The organism is Marivita hallyeonensis (genome assembly GCF_900129875.1).
GTDB classification, from domain to species: Bacteria; Pseudomonadota; Alphaproteobacteria; order Rhodobacterales; family Rhodobacteraceae; genus Marivita; species Marivita hallyeonensis.
Genome location: NZ_FQXC01000002.1, coordinates 267,150 through 288,098, shown reverse-complemented (window position 1 = coordinate 288,098; position 20,949 = coordinate 267,150). Strand labels below are relative to the sequence as shown.

The 20,949-nt window shown below is 61.8% G+C and carries 21 protein-coding genes and 1 pseudogene; 10 read left to right on the top strand and 12 right to left on the bottom strand.

Going from position 1 to position 20,949, the window contains the following annotated elements:
• Positions 1-50: 50 nt before the first annotated feature.
• The 3 genes from BUA42_RS07050 to BUA42_RS21135 are packed head-to-tail and all read right to left on the bottom strand — an operon-like array spanning position 51 to position 2,461.
• Positions 51-662 carry a COG3650 family protein gene (locus BUA42_RS07050; RefSeq protein WP_072777459.1) on the bottom strand — a complete coding sequence of 204 codons (612 nt, stop codon included), beginning with the start codon at positions 660-662 and terminating at the stop codon, positions 51-53.
• Positions 662-2,239, bottom strand: a complete 1,578-nt coding sequence (gene guaA, locus BUA42_RS07045; protein WP_072777007.1) for a glutamine-hydrolyzing GMP synthase — start codon at positions 2,237-2,239, stop codon at positions 662-664. The genes BUA42_RS07050 and guaA overlap by 1 nt, the downstream gene beginning before the upstream one ends.
• Before the next feature lie 51 nt (positions 2,240-2,290).
• Positions 2,291-2,461 (bottom strand): hypothetical protein, encoded by a 171-nt coding sequence (locus BUA42_RS21135; protein WP_178346868.1) that lies wholly within the window; start codon positions 2,459-2,461, stop codon positions 2,291-2,293.
• Between the two features lie 184 nt (positions 2,462-2,645).
• On the opposite strand from BUA42_RS21135, the gene BUA42_RS07035 reads away from it, so the two are divergent.
• Positions 2,646-4,190 carry a trimethylamine methyltransferase family protein gene (locus BUA42_RS07035; protein WP_072777005.1) on the top strand — a complete coding sequence of 515 codons (1,545 nt, stop codon included), beginning with the start codon at positions 2,646-2,648 and terminating at the stop codon, positions 4,188-4,190.
• Here the strand turns inward: BUA42_RS07035 and BUA42_RS07030 are convergent.
• Complete coding sequence (locus BUA42_RS07030) at positions 4,183-4,497, bottom strand: DUF6477 family protein (RefSeq protein ID WP_072777004.1); 315 nt, start codon at positions 4,495-4,497, stop codon at positions 4,183-4,185. The two genes, BUA42_RS07035 and BUA42_RS07030, sit on opposite strands and share 8 nt — an antisense overlap.
• Positions 4,498-4,744: 247 nt before the next feature.
• Between BUA42_RS07030 and BUA42_RS07025 the strand changes: the two genes are divergently transcribed.
• Both BUA42_RS07025 and lipA read left to right on the top strand, forming a co-directional pair.
• Entirely contained in the window at positions 4,745-5,785 is a 1,041-nt protein-coding gene (locus BUA42_RS07025) for a DUF6456 domain-containing protein (protein ID WP_072777003.1), read from the top strand.
• Positions 5,786-5,935: 150 nt separating this feature from the next.
• Entirely contained in the window at positions 5,936-6,886 is a 951-nt protein-coding gene (gene lipA, locus BUA42_RS07020) for a lipoyl synthase (RefSeq protein ID WP_072777002.1), read from the top strand.
• Between the two features lie 7 nt (positions 6,887-6,893).
• Here lipA and BUA42_RS07015 read toward each other — a convergent pair whose 3' ends face one another.
• Positions 6,894-7,778, bottom strand: coding sequence for a c-type cytochrome (locus BUA42_RS07015; protein ID WP_072777001.1), 885 nt, complete (start codon positions 7,776-7,778; stop codon positions 6,894-6,896).
• A gap of 6 nt (positions 7,779-7,784) precedes the next feature.
• Positions 7,785-8,246 (bottom strand): c-type cytochrome, encoded by a 462-nt coding sequence (locus tag BUA42_RS07010; RefSeq protein ID WP_072777000.1) that lies wholly within the window; start codon positions 8,244-8,246, stop codon positions 7,785-7,787.
• Positions 8,247-8,343: 97 nt separating this feature from the next.
• On the opposite strand from BUA42_RS07010, the gene BUA42_RS07005 reads away from it, so the two are divergent.
• Positions 8,344-9,213, top strand: coding sequence for a LysR family transcriptional regulator (locus BUA42_RS07005; protein ID WP_072776999.1), 870 nt, complete (start codon positions 8,344-8,346; stop codon positions 9,211-9,213).
• Here BUA42_RS07005 and BUA42_RS07000 read toward each other — a convergent pair.
• Positions 9,210-9,395, bottom strand: a complete 186-nt coding sequence (locus tag BUA42_RS07000) for a hypothetical protein (RefSeq protein ID WP_072776998.1) — start codon at positions 9,393-9,395, stop codon at positions 9,210-9,212. The genes BUA42_RS07005 and BUA42_RS07000 overlap by 4 nt on opposite strands.
• Entirely contained in the window at positions 9,392-9,934 is a 543-nt protein-coding gene (gene hpt, locus BUA42_RS06995; protein ID WP_072776997.1) for a hypoxanthine phosphoribosyltransferase, read from the bottom strand. The genes BUA42_RS07000 and hpt overlap by 4 nt, the downstream gene beginning before the upstream one ends.
• A gap of 74 nt (positions 9,935-10,008) precedes the next feature.
• Here hpt and BUA42_RS06990 point away from each other — a divergent pair, with 74 nt between their 5' ends.
• Positions 10,009-10,452: a type II toxin-antitoxin system RatA family toxin gene (locus BUA42_RS06990; RefSeq protein WP_072776996.1), complete on the top strand. Its 444-nt coding sequence runs from the start codon at positions 10,009-10,011 to the stop codon at positions 10,450-10,452.
• Between the two features lie 39 nt (positions 10,453-10,491).
• On the opposite strand, the gene BUA42_RS06985 is transcribed toward BUA42_RS06990, so the two are convergent.
• The 4 genes and pseudogenes from BUA42_RS06985 to ispF form a co-directional block, all read right to left on the bottom strand.
• Positions 10,492-11,670, bottom strand: coding sequence for an ammonium transporter (locus tag BUA42_RS06985; RefSeq protein ID WP_072777458.1), 1,179 nt, complete (start codon positions 11,668-11,670; stop codon positions 10,492-10,494).
• Between the two features lie 157 nt (positions 11,671-11,827).
• Positions 11,828-12,307 (bottom strand): CinA family protein, encoded by a 480-nt coding sequence (locus tag BUA42_RS06980; RefSeq protein WP_072776995.1) that lies wholly within the window; start codon positions 12,305-12,307, stop codon positions 11,828-11,830.
• Entirely contained in the window at positions 12,304-12,789 is a 486-nt protein-coding gene (locus BUA42_RS06975) for a phosphatidylglycerophosphatase A family protein (protein ID WP_072777457.1), read from the bottom strand. The genes BUA42_RS06980 and BUA42_RS06975 overlap by 4 nt, the downstream gene beginning before the upstream one ends.
• Positions 12,789-13,268 (bottom strand): annotated as a pseudogene (gene ispF, locus BUA42_RS06970) (2-C-methyl-D-erythritol 2,4-cyclodiphosphate synthase); the annotation flags it as partial. The gene BUA42_RS06975 and the pseudogene ispF, both read right to left, overlap by 1 nt.
• A 202-nt stretch (positions 13,269-13,470) precedes the next feature.
• On the opposite strand from ispF, the gene dusB reads away from it, so the two are divergent.
• The 5 genes from dusB to ntrX all read left to right on the top strand — a co-directional run bounded on the left by dusB (position 13,471) and on the right by ntrX (position 20,746).
• Complete coding sequence (dusB, locus tag BUA42_RS06965; protein WP_425435028.1) at positions 13,471-14,433, top strand: tRNA dihydrouridine synthase DusB; 963 nt, start codon at positions 13,471-13,473, stop codon at positions 14,431-14,433.
• Positions 14,430-15,536 carry a two-component system sensor histidine kinase NtrB gene (locus tag BUA42_RS06960; RefSeq protein ID WP_072776993.1) on the top strand — a complete coding sequence of 369 codons (1,107 nt, stop codon included), beginning with the start codon at positions 14,430-14,432 and terminating at the stop codon, positions 15,534-15,536. The genes dusB and BUA42_RS06960 overlap by 4 nt, the downstream gene beginning before the upstream one ends.
• The gene (locus BUA42_RS06955; protein ID WP_072776992.1) at positions 15,536-16,906 is read left to right on the top strand and encodes a response regulator; all 1,371 of its coding nucleotides are present in this window, start codon (positions 15,536-15,538) and stop codon (positions 16,904-16,906) included. The genes BUA42_RS06960 and BUA42_RS06955 overlap by 1 nt, the downstream gene beginning before the upstream one ends.
• A gap of 99 nt (positions 16,907-17,005) precedes the next feature.
• Positions 17,006-19,303 (top strand): sensor histidine kinase NtrY-like, encoded by a 2,298-nt coding sequence (locus tag BUA42_RS06950; protein ID WP_084066148.1) that lies wholly within the window; start codon positions 17,006-17,008, stop codon positions 19,301-19,303.
• Positions 19,304-19,330: 27 nt separating this feature from the next.
• A complete protein-coding gene (gene ntrX, locus BUA42_RS06945; RefSeq protein ID WP_072776991.1) occupies positions 19,331-20,746 on the top strand; it encodes a nitrogen assimilation response regulator NtrX in 1,416 nt (471 codons plus the stop codon).
• The last annotated feature ends 203 nt before the right edge of the window (positions 20,747-20,949 follow it).

Below are 20,949 nucleotides of genomic sequence, written 5' to 3'. Positions count from 1 at the left end.
GTCATCCGCGCAGCGTTACGGCCAGTCTGTCGCAGCTGCAAGTCGCTTCATCAGTCGCGCGGCAGGTGGCAGCAGCCTTCGAGGAAGCGGCGTTTGCCCGGCGCGATCAGCTGCATGGTGATCGACCAGCCATAGGAGCGGTCGCTCATACCGTCATTGCATGTGGCACCTGTCAGGGTGGCCTCGATCACCTCGTTTCGATCCGTCGCAAGTGTCACGAGCGCGGGCGCGCCCAACCGGCCTTCAGCCACCGAGGCGCTGTCGAATGTGAAATCGGTGTCGCCGTCCTCTGGGTGCGAATAGCGTGCGGTGTTTCCATAGAGGCCCAAGGCCCAGAATGGCTCCGTGCCGCCACAGATAAGACCTTCCGGAACAGACGTCGCGTCGATGCGTGGCACCTCATCCCGATCAAGAAAGCGCGTCGAAACCCAACCGTCGCGTTCATTCAGAGCGATACGTGCCCAGTTGCCGGAAGGATCAAACCCCAGAACCTCGACCGCGCGGGAATCGTGCGCGAGGTCGCCGATATCCTGGCTGCTGGCGGACGGCGCGCTGCGGATATTGAGGACATCATACGCCGCGACGCCGGAAACCCGGTGATAGCTGGGTTCCGCCGTCGCCACTGCGGGCACGAGGAGTGCAAGCAGCACAAAGACGCGCATCATTCCCATTCAATCGTGCCCGGCGGCTTCGACGTGATGTCGTAGGTGACGCGATTGATGCCTTTCACCTCGTTGATGATCCGCGTCGCGGTCTCGCCGAGGAAGTCGTGGCTGAACGGGTAGTAATCCGCTGTCATCCCGTCAACCGAGGTCACGGCGCGCAGGGCACAGGCATAGTCATAGGTCCGTCCGTCCCCCATGACGCCCACGGTCCGCACCGGCAGAATGGCGACGAAGGCCTGCCAGATTTCGTCGTAGAGCCCGTGCTTGCGGATCTGGTCGATATAGACCGCGTCGGCCTTGCGCAGGATCTCCAGCTTTTCGCGCGTGATCTCTCCCGGGCAGCGGATGGCAAGGCCGGGGCCGGGGAAGGGGTGCCGCCCGATGAAGCTGTCGGGCAGACCGAGTTCATGGCCCAAGGCGCGCACTTCGTCCTTGAACAACTCGCGCAGCGGTTCGACGAGCTTGAGCCCCATCTTCTCGGGCAACCCGCCGACATTATGGTGCGACTTGATCGTGACCGACGGGCCACCGCTGAAGCTGACTGACTCGATCACGTCCGGGTAGAGCGTGCCCTGCGCGAGGAATTCCGCGCCGTCGATCTCGTTGGCGTATTTCTGGAAGACGTCGATGAAGAGCTTGCCGATGGTCTTGCGTTTTGTCTCGGGGTCGCTGACGCCTTCAAGCGCACCGAGGAACAGCTCCTGCTCCTGCGCGTGGATCACAGACAGGTTCATGTGATCGCGGAACATCGCGACGACCTCGTCGGCCTCATTCAGCCGCAAAAGCCCGTGATCGACAAAAACGCAGGTCAGCTGATCACCGATAGCGTCATGCAGAAGCGCCGCCGCGACCGAGGAATCGACCCCGCCCGAAAGTGCGCAGATCACCTTCTTGTCGCCGACCTGCTCCTTGATCTTACGGATCGCTTCTTCGCGATAGGCCCCCATTGTCCAGTCGCCGGTGAAGCCGGCCAACTGCACGAAATTCTGGTACAGGGTCCGCCCATTTGGCGTGTGATGTACCTCTGGGTGAAATTGAACCGCGTAGAAATGCCTGTTCCGGTCAGCGGTGATGGCGAAAGGCGCGCCCGGCGATGTTCCCAGAACCTCAAAACCCGGAGCGATTTCAGAGACATGGTCACCATGGCTCATCCAGACCTGTTCGCGCCCCGAACCATCCATGAACCAGCCCGACAGCAGGTCGCTTCGTGCGTCACTTGGCACCACATAGGCGCGGCCAAACTCTGCCGTTGCGTGTTCCCCAGCTTCGACCTTGCCGCCCAGATCATGCATCATGACCTGTTGCCCATAGCAGATACCAAGGATCGGAACGCCCATCTCATACGCCGCTTTCGGCGGGCGCGGAGAGCCGTCGCGCATCACGCTGTCCGGGCCACCCGAAAAGATGATCGCTTTCGGCGCGAACTCGGTCAGAAACGCGTCCGTGACGTTTTGGTAAGGGTGGATTTCGCAGTAGACGTTCAATTCACGCAGGCGGCGCGCGATCAATTGCGTCACCTGGCTGCCGAAATCGATGATGAGAAGGCGGTCGTGGTCGGTCGGTACTGTGCTCATGAAAGCGCAATAGGGCTGCTCTGCAAGACGCGCAAGAGCTTCGCGGCCAATTCAGTCGATTAGAACGTTGATGAGCGTTGCACCGACAATCCAAATGGCGAAGGCAAGGAATACGGCCATGCCCATACTGTAAAGCCCAGCGACCACGCCGCCGAGAAAGGCCACGACGCCGAGTCCTCCGATCAGTCCCATCAGGGGTGTCTTCTTCCTTTTCCAATCCATGAATGCCCTCCATCGATTGCCGCGCAATCTAGCATACAGCGCCCCGGGATCTTTGATCTGGCGCATCGCGGAATGTCGCTTTCGCCACGCACAGGCCGCAATCCGCCCGCGCGGCGCGGGGCCTGCATATTATGCAGGTCTCAGAGACGGCTGGTGGGACGGGACGTTCCCGATGGAGACAGGTATGGCAGAGGCAACAACGCGCAAACGGGCACGGGGCGGCGGCGGTGCGGCGCGCCGCGCGGAACGCAGCGCGGTTTCGGTGGACACAGCGAAATACATCGAACGCAACATCCCGAATTTCGAGATCCTGAACGAAGAAGCGCTCGACATCATCGAGGCCAATGCAGAGACCGTGCTCGAGGAAATCGGGGTCGCCTTCGTCAACAATTCCGCAGCCCTTGATTTGTGGCGCGAGGCGGGGGCTGACATCACCGGCGAACGCGTTCGCATTCCAAAGGGGCTGGCGCGGAAGCTGTGCCAGACGGCGCCGTCGACATTCACCCAGCACGCCCGTAACCCGCAACGCAACGTCGAGATCGGCGGTCGCAGCCTCGTGCTGGCACCGGTCTACGGACCGCCTTTCGTGCATGACGCCTCCGGAGGGCGCCGCTATGCAACGATGGCGGATTTCGAGAAATTCGTGAAACTGGGCTACATGTCGAAATGGCTGCACCATTCCGGCGGGACCGTTTGCGAGCCGACAGATATCCCCGTGAACAAGCGCCATCTCGACATGCTGATGGCGCATATGACGCTGTCGGATAAGCCGTTCATGGGCTCCGTCACCGAACCCAGCCGCGCGCAGGACAGCGTGGAGATGTGCGAGATTCTGTTCGGCAAGGACTTCGTGCAGAACAACACCGTGATGACCTCGCTCATCAACATCAACTCGCCGATGACCTTCGACGATGTGATGATGGGCGCGCTCGAAGTTTACGCACGGAACAATCAGGCCTGCATCATCAGCCCCTTCATCGTCGGTGGCGCTATGGCACCGGTTTCGGTCGCGGGCACCCTGACGCAGGTTCTGGCCGAAGTCATGGCGGGCATCGCATACAGCCAGCTCGTCCGTCCCGGCGCACCGGTTATCTTCGGCGCCTTCGTGACCTCCATCGACATGAACTCAGGTGCCCCCACCTTCGGCACGCCCGAGGCCAGCCAGATCACCTACGGTGCCGGACAACTGGCACGGCGCATGGGGCTGCCCTTCCGCTCGGCAGGGAGCTTTACCGGCTCCAAACTCCCCGACGCGCAGGCGGCTTACGAGACGGCCAACAGCCTCAACATGGGGTTGCTGTCTGGCGTCAATTTCATGCTGCACGCCTGCGGCTGGCTCGAAGGTGGACTGGTCGCGTCTTTCGAGAAGTTCGTCATGGACGCCGATCAGCTTGGTGCGTTGCACAAGATGGCGCAAGGGATCGCGGTGGACGAAGATGCGCAAGCGATGGGCGCGATTGCCGAGGTTGGCCCGGGCGGGCACTACCTTGGGTGCGCGCACACGCAAGCCAATTTCAAGACGGCGTTCTGGCGGTCCGAGGTGTTTGATTTCAAACCCTACGAGACATGGTCCGAGGAGGGGGCTCGCGACACGATGGCGCTTGCGGCTGAGCGTGTTCAGCGCTTGCTTGACACGTACCAGCAGCCTCCGCTCGATCCGGGAATACACGAGGCGCTGAAAGACTTTGTTGCGGCGAAGAAAGCCTCCATGCCGGACGCTTTCATGTAAATCCCGGTCGCTCGATCTTGGCGTCGACCTGCGCCTGCAGCAACTGCGTTTCGCCCATGATCGCGGTCAGCACATCCACATGACGGGCGATGCCATAGCAGGCATCGCCCGTTTTCCGTTGCTCGTTCATCTCGGCTTCCATGGCCATAAGTTTAACCAGAGCTGCGCCAGTGCGCGGCAGAACACCATAGCCCAGAAGGCGGGGCAATCGTGCGTCGCGGCGGTAATCCTGAGCCCCGATACGAGCGGCGCGGATCAAAAGCCGCGGGCGGCGCAGAGTCGTGATCTGTGTGAGTAAGTCTTGCATGCGTTTTCCCCAGTCAGAAGCGAGATGTGCCCAAAGGCGCTGGGGGTGTATGTCGCACAACCGGAGGTAGTGTTGCGCTGCGCCCGAACCTGCGCGCGGTCGCGTTAGGTATTGTTTACGAATTGGAAACAAAAGGTTTCACACATCTGAAAGTTAACAAATCAGAAACAAATACATCTTTAGGTTGAAAGTGTCTGTGGAAAAGCCTGGGGATTGTTTTTGACAGACTGATAATTTGGGGGACCTCATGAGTGAACTGCAGCATGTTCAATCACCAGTAAGTTTTGCCACACTATTGCCCGACGCCGCGCGTCGGTATCTGGCACATACAACCGATGGCCGACCGATCCGCGACATCGCGCGGGAGGCGGGATGCCATGCCTCGACCGTCCTGCGGCAGGTCCGCAAGACCGAGTCGATGCGTGACGACCCTTTGGTCGACAAAGCGCTGTCCGTCACCGAGGGGGACGACGTCGATTCACCCTGTTCCGACGCGGTTCTCGACGCAGCCGCCACAGCCCTGCGGGACTTGTGCAAACCCGGCGCGATGATGCTGTACACCGTCGACGTGTCGCAGCCGGCGATTGTGCAAACAACCGGCGAAGGGGACGCGTGCGTCCTGTCCACACTCACGCTTGCCATCGCGGCCGCATTGGTGATGCGCGGGTGGATAGCGCAGGATGGTGGAACTGGCGTGAAACGCTACAAGGTCACGCCCGACGGTCGTGCATCATTGCCCGCTTTGGTTGCCACGCGGGATCGTCGGGCGTCGCGAGACATGGAAAGCGTGCTTGACGACTTTTCCGATCACAAACCGGACCGACGCTCGCGGGATCGCACGCAGGCCAACGGGCCGGGATCCGAGAGCCCGCTCATGGCCCTGGCGCGGCGGCGCGGGTCGGATGGGCAGCCGTTCCTGTCGTCAGAACATCTTGCTGCGGGCGACCGGCTGCAAGAGGATTTCGCGATTTCTGATTTCGCCAAAACGGACCTGTTGGGATGGGAAACGCCCGACTCTCTCAATCCGCTCTACGCACGCGCCAACGCGACTGAAGATCACCGGCGCAAGGACGCGACGCTGCGCACACTGGACGCGGTGCGGGATTTGGGACCGGGGCTAAGCGATGTGGTCGTGCGCTGCTGCTGTCTGCGCGAAGGGCTGGAAGCGACCGAGAAACGCATGGGCTGGTCGGCGCGGTCCGGCAAGGTTGTGCTGCGCATCGCGCTGCAACGTCTCAGCTTGTTCTACGCCACAACACTGTCGAAAGAGGGGGTGCTCATCGGCTAGCGGCACGTACATCGCTCCGGCTCGACGGGTGCGAGAGGAACTCGATACGGTGGGAATTTGAAGCCGCAATGCGGCTATGCAACACTGGTACTACCTCCCGCGAATACATATGCTAGGGGATAAGAAATCTCACTTTGCGGGGAAAAACCGTTGCGAGACCTCAAGATACCTGAACAGCGCCACCCGGAGAAGGCCCATCGCCCGGACAATGTGCAGCCCAAAAAGCCAAGCTGGATCCGCGTGAAAGCGCCCAGCGGTGACGGCTACGAGAAAACCCGCCAGATCATGCGCGAGCACAAACTGGTGACGGTCTGCGAAGAAGCGGGTTGTCCCAACGCGGGCGAGTGCTGGGGGCAGGGGCACGCCACCATGATGATCATGGGCGATATCTGCACCCGCGGATGCACCTTCTGCAACATCGCCACCGGCCGACCGGACGCGCTTGACGCGTTCGAGCCGGGCCGCGTGGCCGACGCCGTGCAGAAGCTGGGCCTCAATCACGTGGTCATCACTTCAGTGGATCGCGACGATCTGGAAGACGGGGGTGCCGCCCATTTCGCGCAGACCATCCGCGCCGTGCGCCACCGGTCGCCGGACACCACGATCGAGATCCTGACCCCAGACTTCATCAAATGCCCGCCAAGCGCGCTGGAGACGGTGGTCGAGGCGCGCCCGGATGTGTTCAATCACAACCTCGAAACGGTACCGGGCCTCTATCCGGAGGTTCGGCCCGGTGCGCGCTACTTCCACTCCCTGCGGCTGTTGCAGCGGGTCAAGGAACTCGATCCGTCGATTTTCACCAAATCCGGCATCATGGTGGGCCTCGGCGAGGATCGCCAGTCTGTCATGCAGGTCATGGATGACATGCGCGCGGCCGATGTGGATTTCCTGACCGTCGGCCAGTACTTGCAGCCGACACCGAAACACCATGCTGTCGACCGGTTCGTCACACCCGAAGAGTTCGCGTCATACGAAAAGGCGGCGTTTGGCAAAGGCTTCCTGATGGTCTCGGCCACGCCGCTGACCCGATCATCCTATCACGCGGGTGATGACTTCGCCCGCCTGCGCGCCAATCGGGAAGCAAAGCTCGCAAACGCCTGATCATTGGTTATCGCGGCAATGCCTTGATGTAAGCGGCCACCGCTTGCCGGTCGCTTGCGCTTAATTGCGCGAAATTTGTCACCACATCCGCCATGCTTCCGCCTGCGCTGTCGAAATCCGGGGTGAAGCCGGTCTCCAGGTAATACGCGACGTCCGCCGCTGACCACGTCAACTCGTCCGGCGTCAAGGCCGGAATGGTTCCGCGCCCCGACGGATTGGGCGCGCCCGCCATCCACGCCGCGCGGTCCAGCCCACCAAGCGCATCGCGCGGGGTATGGCACTCACCGCAATGCGCGAGCACCTCGACGAGGTACCGGCCACGTTCAAGCTCGGGCGACGGGACGTCGGTCACCACCCAGTCGTCATTCAGATACAGAGTTTTCCACACACCCACCGCGCGGCGGATGTTGAACGGAAAGCCGATGTCATGCGGCGCGCTTGGCGTCGCGTCGGCAGGCAGCGTCTGCATGAAGGCCCAAAGGTCCACCACGTCCTGATCGGTCATGCCCGCGTAAGAGGCGTAGGGAAAGGCGGGGTAGTAGTGCTGTCCGTCCGGCGACACACCGGCGCGCAGTGCGGTGGCAAAGTCGTCAAGCGTCCAGTCCCCGATCCCGTGCGTCGCGTCCATCGAGATGTTGGGCGCAACGAAGGTTCCGAAATCCGACGCAAGGCGGTGTCCGCCGGTCAGGACGCGCTTGGCATCGCCTTCGGCATCGTCCGCCGCGTGGCACGAGGCGCAGCCAGACGCGATGAAGACCACCTCGCCATTGGCCACATCCCCCGTCAGCGCGGCCAATCCGTCGGTTTCATCCGGCACGGCCCGGGTCACGAAAAGCCCGGCGGCCGCCACAGCGGCCAGTCCGGCCGCACTCCAGATCAGGCCGCGCCGCATGTCGGATCAGTTGGCTGGTGCGCGATGTGTGTCGTGGCAGGCCTTACAGGTGCCGCCGATCTGACCCAGAAGCGGACCAAGCGCCTCTTGACCATTGCCCGCCGAAGCCTGCACTGCCTGAGCCGCTGTTCCGAAATCCGACCACTTGGAGAGGAAATCGTCGTTCTGCTCCCAGATTGTTGTCTGCGCGCGGGTGCCGTCGATGGCCATGTCGTTGGATCCTTCGGGCCACATCGGTCCTTGTTGGATCATCGACACCGCCACCAGCGTGTCGGCGGCCGCCTGCGCAGCCTCGGCGCTGTATTCGGTTTCGCCTTTCGCCATGCTGCCCAGAATGCCAAGATTGATGGCCATGATCCGGAACTGGCCCTGTCGCGCTTTCAACTGGGCGGAAAAGTCGTCTTGTGCGTAGACGGCTGTGCCTGACACCATGGCTGCCAACGCAATCGCAGTTTTAAGATGTTTCATTCTCACGCAACTCCCTGAAATATTATATCCGTTGAAGTAGTATGCACGGCAAAAAGCTCAAAATAATTGTGAGAATCTGCGGACGGGGTCCCGTTTCATGCACAACCTGAACTGGGATGATCTGCGCTTCGTCTTGGCCGTGGCCGAGACCGGATCGGTGAACGCCGCCGCCAAGGCGCTATCCGTCAACCATGCGACCGTGCTCCGCCGAATCGCGGCTTTCGAGGATGCCTGCGGTGGCCCCGTGTTCGAGCGTGAGAAGTCGGGCTACCGGCTGCGTCCCGACCGCGCGCAGGTGATCGAGGCCGCACGCCACGCTGCGCAACATGTGTCCGCTGCTGAAGCCTTGATGCGCGGTGGAAGCGCGGGCGTGGCCTCCATTTTGCGCATCACTTCCACGGATACGCTGTGCCAGACACTCCTGCCAAAGATCTTGCCCGCCTTGGCGCGGCGTGCCGCGCCGGACCGTCTGGCGATCCTGTCGTCCAACGCGCATCTCGACATGGCGCGGTTGCATGCCGACCTCACAATCCGACCCGCCGCGACCTTGGCGGACGACCTGTTCGGAAGGCAAATCGGCCTGATGCGCTTTGGCGTCTTCAGCCGAGAGGGCGTAAAGGGACCGTGGTTGGGGCTGGCGGGGCCGCTGGCGAATTCTGTGCCGGCGAAATGGATGGCCGGGTCGGTGGCAGCAATCGACATCGCAGCGACGTCCGACAGTTTTGCCGTACTGGCCCGAATGGCGCAGGAGGGCGCGGGTCAGGTCATTTTACCCTGCCTGATCGGCGATTCCACACCGCGGCTCAAAAGGGTTGAGACCCGGATGCCCGACTTCACCGTCCCCGTCTGGGTCGCGTGTCATCGTGATCTGGCGGGAAGCGAGAAGCTGCGCTCACTCATGGGTTCAATCGAAAAGCTTTTCGTCCCGCATCAGGCAGCCTTGGCCGGGGATGATCCGCGCGGCTAGCGCACCACACGGTTTGGGACGCGTTCCGCATCCAACAGCATCCATGCCGGCCAACCAACCCAGCGTTCGATGACGAACACGGTCAAACAGATCAGCGCAATCACCAGCACCAATTTGACCCTCCCGAGGCTCACCGGATGTCGTGCCCATTTCGCCATACGAAGAAGCTGCAGAACAGTCATGCCTCGGGGAAACGGACCTTACCGATATAGGGCAGGTTGCGATTGCGCTGCGCGTAGTCGATGCCGTAGCCCACGACAAATTCGTCCGGGATCGAAAACCCGATCCAGTCCGCCGCCACATCCGTCTCCCGGCGCGACGGTTTATCGAGCAGGGCAATAGTGCGCAGCCGCCCCGGTTTTCGCGAGGCCAAGAGGCCGGTGACGTGTTTCAACGTGTGGCCCGTATCGACGATATCCTCGACCACCAGCACGTCGCGCCCTTCGATCTGACCGCGCAGGTCTTTCAGGATACGCACCTCGCGGCTCGATTCCATGCTGTCGCCATAGGACGACGCCTCAAGGAAATCGACCTCGACGGGTAGGTCCAGTTCGCGCACCAGGTCGGCGATAAACACGAAACTTCCGCGCAGAAGCCCCACGACGACCAGCTTGTCGGTGTCCTTGAAGTCTGCCCGGATCGCCACGCACAGCTCTTCGATGCGCGCCGCGATGGCCTTGGCCGAGATCATTTCGTCGATGACATAAGGACGCTCTGACATAGGTTTTCCTTGATTTTTCGGGCGCAGAATACGACATCCCCGGCCACTGTCACGATCAAAACCATAAAGAGCAGATGCCCACGCATTCCGAAACCAAAACACTGCCTTACACTGCGGAACAGATGTATGATCTGGTGGCCGATGTGAGCAATTATCCGAAGTTCCTGCCTTGGACCGCTGCCGCGCGCATCCGCTCTCGCGAGGATCGTGGGGACCATGAAGAGATGTTGGCGGATCTCGTGATCAGTTTCAAAGTCTTCCGCGAACGCTTTGGCAGCCGCGTGGTGCTCTGGCCGGAACAGCGCAAGATCGACACCGAATACCTCGACGGCCCGTTCCGGCACATGCACTCCAACTGGTCCTTCAAGGATGTGGAGGCCGGGTGCGAGGTGACGTTCTACGTGGATTTCGAATTCAAGAACCGTATCCTGCAGGGGGCGGCTGGCATGTTCTTCTACGAGGCGATGCAGCGTATCGTCCGCGCCTTCGAGCGTCGCGCGGCAGAGCTCTACGCCTGAAGAGCCGCGCGGCAGGATCACCCGCCGCGCGCGCCCGTGTCACGATGCGTGGTCGTAGGCCCGTTCGCCGTGCACCATGATGTCCAGGCCCGAGTTTTCGGTCTCTTCGTCCACCCGCAACGGCGTGATGGCCTTGACGACAAAGACCAGCACCACGCTCACCACAACGGTAAACACGCCGACAATCGCCAGTGATCCGATCTGCGCGGCAAAACTGCCCGCGCCGAAGACGGCGATCATAATCGTGCCGAAGATGCCGCCGACACCGTGCACTGCGAACACGTCCAACGTGTCGTCGATCTTCAGCTTGTTCCGGATCAGATTGACCGCTTCCTGACACAGGACACCGGCCACCGCGCCGATGATGAGCGCTTCGACCGGACCAACAAAGCCAGAGGCCGGCGTGATCGAGGCCAGACCCGCAATCGTCCCAGTGACCATGCCCACAAGCGACGCCTTGCCGAACTTGATCTTTTCCCACAGCGCCCATGTCAAAGAGGCCGTCGCGGCAGAGATATGTGTCACGGTCAGCGCCATCGCGGCCCCGCCATCGGCGGCCAGTTGAGACCCGCCATTGAACCCGAACCATCCGACCCAAAGCATCGCGGCCCCGATCATCACGTAACCGGGATTGTGTGGAGGCGTGGTCTGGTTCTTGCGCGGCCCAAGGAACACCGCAAGGACAAGCGCCGCGATACCGGCCGTTTCGTGCACAACGATGCCGCCTGCAAAGTCGCGCACACCGGTTTCGCCGAAAATGCCGCCATCCGACAGAAAGCCTCCGCCCCAGACCCAATGCACCACCGGCGCGTAGCAAAGCAGCATCCAAAGCGCCGAGAAAAGCAGCACAAACCCGAAGCCAACCCGCTCAACGTATGCACCGACAATGAGCGCAGGCGTGATGATCGCGAAGGTCATCTGGAAGGCGAAGAACAGAACCTCGGGCAGGGTGCCTGACAGGTCGTCGGCGCTGACGCCCAAGAGGAACATCTTGCCCAAGCCGCCCCAATAGGCGCCGCCGTCACCGAAGGCGATGGAGTAGCCGACGGCAAGCCACAGAACGCTCATCAAACAGGCAATGGCGTAGCAATGCATGAAGACGCTGAGTACGTTTCGCGCCCGCACGAGGCCGCCGTAAAACAGGGCAAGCCCCGGCAATGTCATGAATAGCACAAGGGCTGTGGCCACAATAATCCAGGCCGTATCGGCTCCGTTCATCTGTCCCGATCCTTTTTCTTGAAGGGTTTTGCCCGGCTCAAAGCGCATCGGTGGCGCGGAAAAAAGAGGCAACCGCGCCAGTGCGCGCCAAATTTTCAGGCAGACATGGTTTTGATCAAATAATGGGCAAAAAAGGCCCAGAACGATCAGGAAGTAATCAAAGTTCGCCCAACGCACGCAGCAAGAGCGCCAATGCATGCTCCGTCGCCGCGTCTCTGACCTGCGCGCGGCCGCGTGCGCCAAACTCCACCGTTTCGCTTTTCACCGTGTCGGCGGTTGCGATTGCGAAACAAACGCGGCCTTCCGGCTTGTGCTCTGACCCGCCCGGACCCGCGATGCCGCTGATGGCCACCGCGACAGACGCGCCCGCCGCGTTCAACGCGCCTATGGCCATTTGCTTGACCACAGGCTCCGAAACCGCGCCACAAGTATCCAAAGTCGATGCCGACACGCCAAGCAGATCGCGTTTCGCGTCGTTGGAATAGGTGACAAAGCCGCGGTCGAAAATGTTCGACGATCCGGCAACATCGGTGATCGCAGCCGCCACCATCCCGCCGGTGCAGCTTTCCGCCGTGGTCACGGTCGCGCCCGCCGCCATCGCGCGGTCGAGCAGCTCGGTTGCCAAGGCCCGGCTCACATAAGCACCAGATGGGCAAAGGCAGCCAGTGCGCTGACACCGATGGCCGCAAAGACGCCCGCGACCACGTCATCGAGCATCACACCCATAGCGTCATTCCGCGCATCCGCTTTGCCAACCAGCCACGGTTTGGTGATGTCGAAAAGGCGGAAGAGCACAAATGCGGCCAGCCAGCCGGGCCACAGTCGCTCCAGCGGAGCTTGCATCATCATCGCGCCGTAAGCGACTGGAAACAGGGCAATCCATTGCCCCACGACTTCATCGATGACGATGTAGGACGGGTCGTGATCGGGCTGCCCCTCCGTCACCGCGCGCGTGGCGATCAGGCCCGAGATGAAGGCAAACACCGTCAGGTTGACCAGAAACCAGAACCCGCCAATCGACAGGATTCCATAGGCCACCGGAAGCGCAGCCAGTGACCCCCAGGTGCCCGGCGCGGGTCTGAGCAATCCAACCCCGAAAAACGTGGCAACAAGCTTCATCATGCCGAGATCAACGCTGCGGTTGCGAGGCTGGCAATGCCTTCGCCGCGCCCGGTGAAGCCGAGTCTTTCCGAGGTGGTCGCCTTGACCGAAATCCGGTCTGCGGGAAGGTCCATGATCTTTGCCAGCGCGGCCGTCATCGCCCCTGCATGTGGGCCGATTTTCGGGTATTCGCACACCAGCGTGCAATCCACATTCGAGATCTCGTACCCTTCGTTTCGGACCAGCTCCACGGCGTGACGAAGGAAGATTTCGCTGGCGGCACCCTTCCATTGCGGATCGGATGGCGGGAAGTGGCGTCCGATGTCACCCTTCGCCAACGCGCCATAAAGCGCATCAGTGATCGCGTGCATCCCCACGTCGGCGTCGGAATGCCCCATAAGAGCCTGATCGTGCGGAATTTTCACGCCGCAGAGAATGACATGATCACCGGGACCAAACCGGTGTACATCATAGCCGTTGCCCAGCCGAACGCGCATGGAAAGCTCCCTGACAAGTTGGCCGGATGTGTACGGTGTGTCCGTGGCCTGTGCAATCGACTCGCGCTCACTGCCTATAAATTAGGCAGATCGGCTTTGGCGGTCTGTTTTTCAGGCTAATATCATTGAATGGTTGCACGCCACGGCGTAGCTCAATCTCATCTGATCAAGGATTGCCGTCTTGTCTCCGACAGACCCTCGACTGTTGATTTCGCCGCCCGTGCTTCTGGCACCGCTGGCCGGGATCACTGATCTTCCGTTCCGAACGCTGGTGTCGCGGTTCGGAGCCGGTCGAGTCGTGTCCGAGATGATCGCAAGCGGAGAGTTCCTGACCGCGCGCCCCGGCGCCCGCGAGAAGGCCGAATTGGGCGCAGAGTTCGAAAACACATCCGTCCAGCTTGCCGGTCGCGCACCCGAGGCCATGGCTGAAGCCGCGCGCATGGTCGAAGACATGGGCGCTCGGGTGATCGACATCAACATGGGTTGCCCCGCCAAGAAGGTGGTGGGCGGCTACTCCGGCTCCGCCTTGCTGCGCGACCTCGACCACGCCTGCCGGCTCATCGATGCAGTTGTCAGCGCGGTCTCGGTGCCCGTCACGCTGAAAACGCGGCTGGGCTGGGATGACGCCAGCCTCAACGCCGCGGAACTGGCCGTTCGGGCCGAACAGATCGGCGTGGCGATGCTTGTGATCCACGGGCGCACACGCTGCCGGTTCTATAAGGGACACGCCAACTGGCGCGCCATCCGCAAGATCAAAGAGGCGGTCTCGATCCCCGTGATCGCAAACGGCGACATCGTGGACACGCAAACCGCGCGTATGGCGCTCAAGCAAAGCGGCGCGGATGGCGTCATGATCGGCCGCGGCGCGCAAGGGCGTCCCTGGCTGTTGGCGCAAGTGGCGTCTGAGATCTATGGCACGGCGGCACCTCATGTTCCGTCCGGGCCAGAACTCGTCGATATGGTCTCCGGCCATTACGACGCGATGCTGGGCTTCTACGGCAAGGACCTCGGCACCCGCGTCGCCCGCAAGCACCTTGGCTGGTACATGGATGACGCCGGAACGGAAGCCGGATTGCGCAAGACCATCCTGACCGCGAGAGAACCGGCCTTTGTCTTCGCGGCCCTGCAGGACGCGCTTCTGTCCGACAGGAAGCAAGCGGCATGAAAACCGAGGATTTCAACGTGCCAGAGGTCGATGCGACATCCATCTGGTCGTCATTGCCAGCCCCGGCCATCGTCATCGACGCGGATGAGAACATCGTCGACATGAACCCCGCCGCGGAAGGCTTCATGAACAACTCCGCAAAGTGGTTGCGGGGTCAACCGATCTGGGATCGCCTCACCGTCGATGCACCGATGGAGAAAAGCCTCGCCCGTGCCCGCAAGAACGGCACGCCGCTTTTCGTCAATGACGTCGATATCGGGCCCGGAACCCGACCGCCGCTGGTCTGCAACCTGCAGATCGCCCCGGTGCAGGGCTATGAGGGGTGCATGATCCTTTTGATCAGCCCCCGCGAACTGGCCGGTCGCGTCAATCAAAGTCAGACCGTCAAATCCGCCGCGAAATCCGCCATCGGCATGGCAGAGATGCTGGCGCACGAGATCAAGAACCCGCTAGCGGGCATCACCGGTGCCGCCCAATTGCTGAGCATGAACCTCAGCAACGGCGATCTGGAACTGACCGATCTGATCGTGGCCGAGACGCGCCGCATCGTGAAATTGCTGGGGCAGGTGGAGCAATTCGGCAATCTCTCCGCCCCCGAACGCAAAGCGGTCAACCTGCACGACGTGCTCGACCGCGCGCGCCGTTCGGCGCTTCTGGGCTTCGGCGCGCACATGAAGATCGTCGAGGATTACGACCCGTCGCTGCCGCTCGCCCTTGGGGACGGCGACCAGTTGCTGCAGGTTTTCATGAACCTCATCAAGAACGCGTCCGAGGCCGCCGATCCCAAACAGGGCGGAACAATCCGGCTACACACCTATTACGAACACAGCTACAGCCTGCGCCGCGCCGACGGGTCCGGCCAGTCTCTTCCACTTCAGGTCGAGGTCATCGACGACGGGCCGGGCCTGCCGCCAGAAATCAAAGGCGACGTCTTTGATCCATTTGTGTCTGGCCGCGAGAACGGCACCGGACTCGGTCTCGCCTTGGTGAGCAAGATCATTTCCGACCACGATGGATGGGTCGCCGTGGACTCGATCCCGGGCAAAACCAGATTTCGCATTTCGCTGCCCTTGGCACCGCGGACAAAGAAGGAGTCAAACTGATGGATGGCACAGTTCTTGTTGCAGATGACGACCGCACGATTCGCACGGTGTTGACGCAGGCGCTGACCCGCGCGGGCTGCAAAGTCCACGCCACGTCGTCGCTGACGACGTTGATGCGCTGGGTGGCCGAGGGCAAAGGCGATGTGGTGATCTCGGACGTGATGATGCCGGATGGCAACGGCCTCGAAATGCTGCCGAAGATCTCGCAAGACCGCCCGGAACTGCCGGTGATCGTGATCTCCGCCCAGAACACCATCATGACGGCGATCCAGGCCGCCGAGGCAGAGGCTTATGACTACCTGCCCAAACCATTTGACCTGCCCGACCTGATGAAGCGCACGGCCAAGGCGCTCGACAGTCGCATGCGCGCGCCGCGGTCAGCACCGGACACGCCAGCCGACAATGGCCCCGATGACCTTCCCCTGATCGGCAAGACACCGGCGATGCAAGCGCTTTACCGGCTCGTGGCCAAGGTCATGAACACGGATCTGCCGGTCCTCATCTGCGGCGAGTCTGGCACGGGCAAGTCTCTTATCGCTCGGGCGCTGCACGATTTCTCGGACCGACGGTCCCTGCCGTTCGTCACCGTGACGGGCAGCGATCTGGCCGACATCGAAGGCCCCGCGCGCATCCTGGCGCGGGTGCGGGGCGGGACGCTTCTTATCGACGAACTGGCCGACGTGCCAGACGAGGTGCAGGCGCGCATCGTCCGGATGATGGACGGGCCGGGTGAACACGTCCCACGCTTCATCGCGACCAGCCAGACCGATCCGGGGCAGGGCATCTCGAACAGTGGTGTCCGCGAAGATCTTTATTACCGCATCAGTGGCGCGACGATTTCCGTCCCGTCGCTGCGCGAACGGGTCGACGATATCGCGCTTTTGAGCGAACACTTCCTGACCCGCGCGGAAAAGGACGGTGGTGCCAAGCGTTGGCTGTCCGAAGACGCCGCCGATCTCTTCCGCGCCTATAGCTGGCCCGGCAATGTCCGGCAGTTGGAGAACGTGGTGCGTCGTCTCAGCCTCACATCGCGTGCGGACGAGATCAGCCGCGCCGAGGTTGAAAACGTGCTGGGCAACCAGCCGGACACCGGCCCGGTCCTGCGTGGCGGTGACAGCGAAAAGCTTAGCGCGTCGGTCGCGCGGCATCTGCGCCGATACTTCGATCTTCATGGAACAATGCTGCCGCCGCCGGGCCTCTACCCGCGGATCCTTCGCGAGATCGAAGCCCCGCTGATCGAGATTGCGCTCGAGGCAACGGGCGGCAATCAGGCAAAATGCGCGGATTTGCTTGGCATTAATCGAAATACACTCAGAAAGAAGATCACGGATCTGGATATTCAGGTGACACGCCGCCGCAAATTGATGTAAAACTGCCACATAATAGTGCCTCGCCGGTGACGCAGTGGGACGGGGCTACAATATTTGGTGGTGGCCGGGCTGCGCGGCACATCTAGGCGGGGGTTGGCTGTGGCCACCTGGGCACGCTCTTTGACTTGGACACGGCTGAGCCGGTTGCGCCGCCAGCGGCGCTACCAGAACGCTGTGACGCTTGGTTTGGTGTTGCTAGGCCCTATCCTCGCGATTGCCACGATCCTTGTTCTCGGGCCACTCGATACCGGCACTGGCGCGCAGCTGAACCTGCGATTGGTTCTTCTGGCGGACCTGATCTACGTCCTGCTTCTCGCTGCGCTGGTGCTCAGCCGCGTGGCGAACCTGATCGCGGCACGCCGCGCCAAATCCGCCGGGTCGCGCCTGCACCTGCGCCTGACCGGTGCGTTTGCGCTGATGGCGCTTCTTCCCACGATCACCGTCGCGGTCTTCGCTGTCCTGACGATCAATATCGGGCTCGAGACGTGGTTTTCCGAGCGCGTGCGCAATGTCGTCGGGGCCTCGCTGTCTGCGGCAGAGGCCTACGAGCAGGAACACCGGGAAGGCTTGACCCAGGATGCCCGTGCTCTGGCCGGGTTCCTCGATGCCAATCGCCGCGCCACATTCATCATGGACGACGGCGAATTGCGTCAAGCGCTCAGTCAGGGCCAGGCGCAGATCCAGCGCGGGCTGCGGGAGGCCTATGTCATTGATGGCGCAGGCGAAATCCGGGCGCGGGGCGAGCGGTCCTACCTCTTTGACTATGAGCGACCGACCGAGGCCAATTTTGATGAAGCCAACGAGACCGGCATTTCGCTTGTCCCTGATTGGGATAACAACGAATTCCGCGCTCTTGTCCCGCTGCGGGCTTTCGCGGACCGCTATCTCTTCATCACGCGCGAAGTGGACGGGCAGATTCTGAACCTGCTCGACGACACCCAGGAAACCGCACGGTTTTATCAGCAACAGGAAAACGACCGGGGCCGCGTCCTGTTTGATTTCGCGTTGCTTTACCTGGGCTTTGCCTTCCTCCTGATCCTCGCCGCCGTCTGGTTGGGTCTCTGGTTCGCCGAACGGCTAAGCCGCCCCGTGGGCCGCCTCACCAGCGCCGCGCAGCAGGTGGGGTCAGGGGACCTCGATGTGAAAGTGATCGAAGACGACGGCGACGATGAGATCGCCATGCTAGGTCGCTATTTCAACCAGATGACGCGACAACTCAAGGGCCAGCGCGAAACCCTGCTCGACAACACCCGCCAGATCGAACGGCGCCAGCGCCTGTTCGACTCCGTCCTGACCTCGGTCACGTCCGGCGTGGTCGGGTTGGACGAGGACGGGCGGGTCACCTTCGTGAACCGGTCCGCCGAGCGCCTTCTCGGCTGGCATGAGACCCAGAAGACGGTACAGATCACCGTCGCCGTGCCTGAGTTCGGGCCTCTCTTCGACCGGCTGCGCGAACAGGGCATCGAGACGGCACAGGAAGAGATCAAGGTGAGTCGGGAAGGCCGGTTGGAAAACCTGCTGGTGCGTCTCTCCACCAGACGCCGCGAAGACGGCAGCCTCGAAGGCTACGTGGTCGCCTTTGACGATGTGACCGATCTGGTCAGCGCACAGCGCATGGCGGCCTGGGGTGACGTGGCGCGTCGCATCGCGCATGAGATCAAGAACCCTTTGACGCCCATCCAACTGTCCGCCGAACGCATCCGCCGCAAGTTCCGCCGCCAACTGCCCGAGTCCGATGCCGGCGATCTCGAACAGATGACAGACGTGATTGTTCGTCAAACCAATGACTTGCGGCGCATTGTTGATGAGTTCTCCAAGTTTGCGCGTATGCCGGAACCGGATCGCAAGCCTGAGGACGTCGTCGACATCCTTCGCGGAGCGATTCTTTTGCAAGAGACCGGTCAACCCGACGTGCGGTTCACTGTCGATCTTCCGAAAGAACCGATCCCGGCCGAAATCGACGCCACAATGATTGGACAGGCGTTCATAAACCTTGTGAAGAACGCCGGAGAAGCGATTGAAACCTATCAGGAAAGCGGCTCCGAAGACGGGTTCAGCCCCGAAATCCGTGTACGCTGCGAACTGACCGATGGCACCGCCGAGATCCGCATTTCCGACAACGGCATCGGGCTCCCCGAAGACACATCCCGGCTGTTCGAACCTTACGTGACGACGCGCGAAAAAGGCACCGGACTGGGACTGCCGATCGTCAAGAAGATCATCGAAGAACATGGCGGGACGCTGGTGCTGGAACCGGCAGAGCCGTTCGGAGACACCGACCGCGTCGGCGCGATGGCGGTGATCCGGCTGCCGGTGCTCGATGCAGGCGCGGTGATACAGACGACCGAGTCCGACGCAGCCGCACGGCTCGCGGACCGACAAGACGACGAGATGTAACGAGGACCTTTAGACAAGGGTGAGGCGATGAGCGACATTCTGATTGTAGACGACGAACGCGATATCCGTGAACTGATCGGGGATATCCTCGAAGACGAAGGTTATACCACCCGGCTTGCGGGCAACTCCTCCGAGGCGATGAACGAGATCAACGCCGAGGAACCCGCGCTGTTGATCCTCGATATCTGGCTGAAGGACAGCAAGATGGACGGGATCGATATCCTCAAGACGGTCAAGCGCGACAACCCGGATGTGCCGGTGGTCATCATCTCGGGCCACGGCAATATCGAGATCGCCGTGGCGGCGATCAAACAGGGGGCCTATGACTTCATCGAGAAGCCGTTCAATATCGACCAGCTTCTGGTGGTGATCCGTCGTGCGATGGAAACCAGCCGGTTGCGCCGCGAAAACCACAAGCTCAAGCGGCGCGAGACCGAGGTGGCGCAGATGGTGGGCGAATGCGGAGCCTACCGCACGCTGGTGTCGAACCTTGACAAGGTGACCAAATCCAACGGGCGCGTCCTGCTGTCGGGGCCGGCGGGCAGCGGCAAGGAAGTCGCGGCGCGCTATATCCACGCCAATTCGAACCGCGCCAGTGCGCCGTTCGTCACCGTGAATTGCGCGGGCGTAGCACCCGAGACGATGGAAGAGGTGCTGTTCGGCCGCGAAACGCCCGAGCGCGGGGTCGAACCGGGGCTTCTGGAGCAGGCGCATGGCGGGGTGATCTATTTCGACGAGGTCGCCGACATGCCGGTCGGCACGCAGTCCAAAATCCTGCGCGTGCTGGTGGATCAGCAGTTCCAGCGCGTCGGTGGGGCGGACAAGGTGCGGGTGGACCTGCGCGTGATCTCATCGACCAACCGCAACCTGCAGGACGCAATTGCGGCGGGGACGTTCCGAGAGGAGCTTTATCACCGGCTCAACGTGGTGCCGATCTCGGTCCCGAGCCTCGAAGACCGGCGCGAGGACATCCCGATGCTGGCGCGGCACTTCGTGGAGTTCTTCAACCAGAGCCAGGGTCTGCCGGCGCGGGGGTTGAGCACAGATGCGGTCGCGCTCCTTCAGACGATGGTCTGGCCGGGTAACGTGCGGCAGCTCAAGAACCTGATCGAACGGGTGCTGATCCTGGGTGAGGGGACGGGCGACATTTCGGCCCGCGAACTGCCGCAGGACACGGCGCCTACGGCGGACGAGGAGGGCCGGGTGGTCCTGTCGGGCACGCTGGCCACCATGCCACTCCGCGAGGCGCGCGAGGCGTTCGAACGGGAATACCTGCTCACCCAGATCAACCGCTTCGGCGGCAACATCAGCCGCACGGCGAGCTTCGTCGGCATGGAACGCAGCGCGCTGCACCGGAAGCTGAAGTCGCTGGGCGTGGTCACAAGCTCCAAAGCGGGCAGCCGGGTCGCGTATCTCGAAGAGGGGGCCGAAGCAGCGTCGTGAGTGGATAGGTCCGTTTTGGCCATATTGTTTCGCACGCGAAACATTGGATCCGAAGTGGACCTATTAAGTGTTTGTTAAGGTTCGGGTGTTTACGGCGCGCGGCATTCGGAAGTTCGCTGTATGTGCCTGAAGGCCGATGCTTACTACTAGAAAATGGGAGTTTACACGGACCCAGAGGATACTTAATCCGTCCGGACCTCATC

Bases quoted from the DNA above. Each gene is read 5' to 3' on its own strand.
- BUA42_RS07050 (WP_072777459.1), bottom strand. From the start codon at position 662: ATGCGCGTCTTTGTGCTGCTTGCACTCCTCGTGCCCGCAGTGGCGACG.
- guaA (WP_072777007.1), bottom strand. From the start codon at position 2,239: ATGAGCACAGTACCGACCGACCACGACCGCCTTCTCATCATCGATTTC.
- BUA42_RS21135 (WP_178346868.1), bottom strand. From the start codon at position 2,461: ATGGATTGGAAAAGGAAGAAGACACCCCTGATGGGACTGATCGGAGGA.
- BUA42_RS07035 (WP_072777005.1), top strand. From the start codon at position 2,646: ATGGCAGAGGCAACAACGCGCAAACGGGCACGGGGCGGCGGCGGTGCG.
- BUA42_RS07030 (WP_072777004.1), bottom strand. From the start codon at position 4,497: ATGCAAGACTTACTCACACAGATCACGACTCTGCGCCGCCCGCGGCTT.
- BUA42_RS07025 (WP_072777003.1), top strand. From the start codon at position 4,745: ATGAGTGAACTGCAGCATGTTCAATCACCAGTAAGTTTTGCCACACTA.
- BUA42_RS07015 (WP_072777001.1), bottom strand. From the start codon at position 7,778: ATGCGGCGCGGCCTGATCTGGAGTGCGGCCGGACTGGCCGCTGTGGCG.
- BUA42_RS07010 (WP_072777000.1), bottom strand. From the start codon at position 8,246: ATGAAACATCTTAAAACTGCGATTGCGTTGGCAGCCATGGTGTCAGGC.
- BUA42_RS07005 (WP_072776999.1), top strand. From the start codon at position 8,344: ATGCACAACCTGAACTGGGATGATCTGCGCTTCGTCTTGGCCGTGGCC.
- BUA42_RS07000 (WP_072776998.1), bottom strand. From the start codon at position 9,395: ATGACTGTTCTGCAGCTTCTTCGTATGGCGAAATGGGCACGACATCCG.
- hpt (WP_072776997.1), bottom strand. From the start codon at position 9,934: ATGTCAGAGCGTCCTTATGTCATCGACGAAATGATCTCGGCCAAGGCC.
- BUA42_RS06990 (WP_072776996.1), top strand. From the start codon at position 10,009: ATGCCCACGCATTCCGAAACCAAAACACTGCCTTACACTGCGGAACAG.
- BUA42_RS06985 (WP_072777458.1), bottom strand. From the start codon at position 11,670: ATGAACGGAGCCGATACGGCCTGGATTATTGTGGCCACAGCCCTTGTG.
- BUA42_RS06975 (WP_072777457.1), bottom strand. From the start codon at position 12,789: ATGAAGCTTGTTGCCACGTTTTTCGGGGTTGGATTGCTCAGACCCGCG.
- BUA42_RS06960 (WP_072776993.1), top strand. From the start codon at position 14,430: ATGAAAACCGAGGATTTCAACGTGCCAGAGGTCGATGCGACATCCATC.
- BUA42_RS06955 (WP_072776992.1), top strand. From the start codon at position 15,536: ATGGATGGCACAGTTCTTGTTGCAGATGACGACCGCACGATTCGCACG.
- ntrX (WP_072776991.1), top strand. From the start codon at position 19,331: ATGAGCGACATTCTGATTGTAGACGACGAACGCGATATCCGTGAACTG.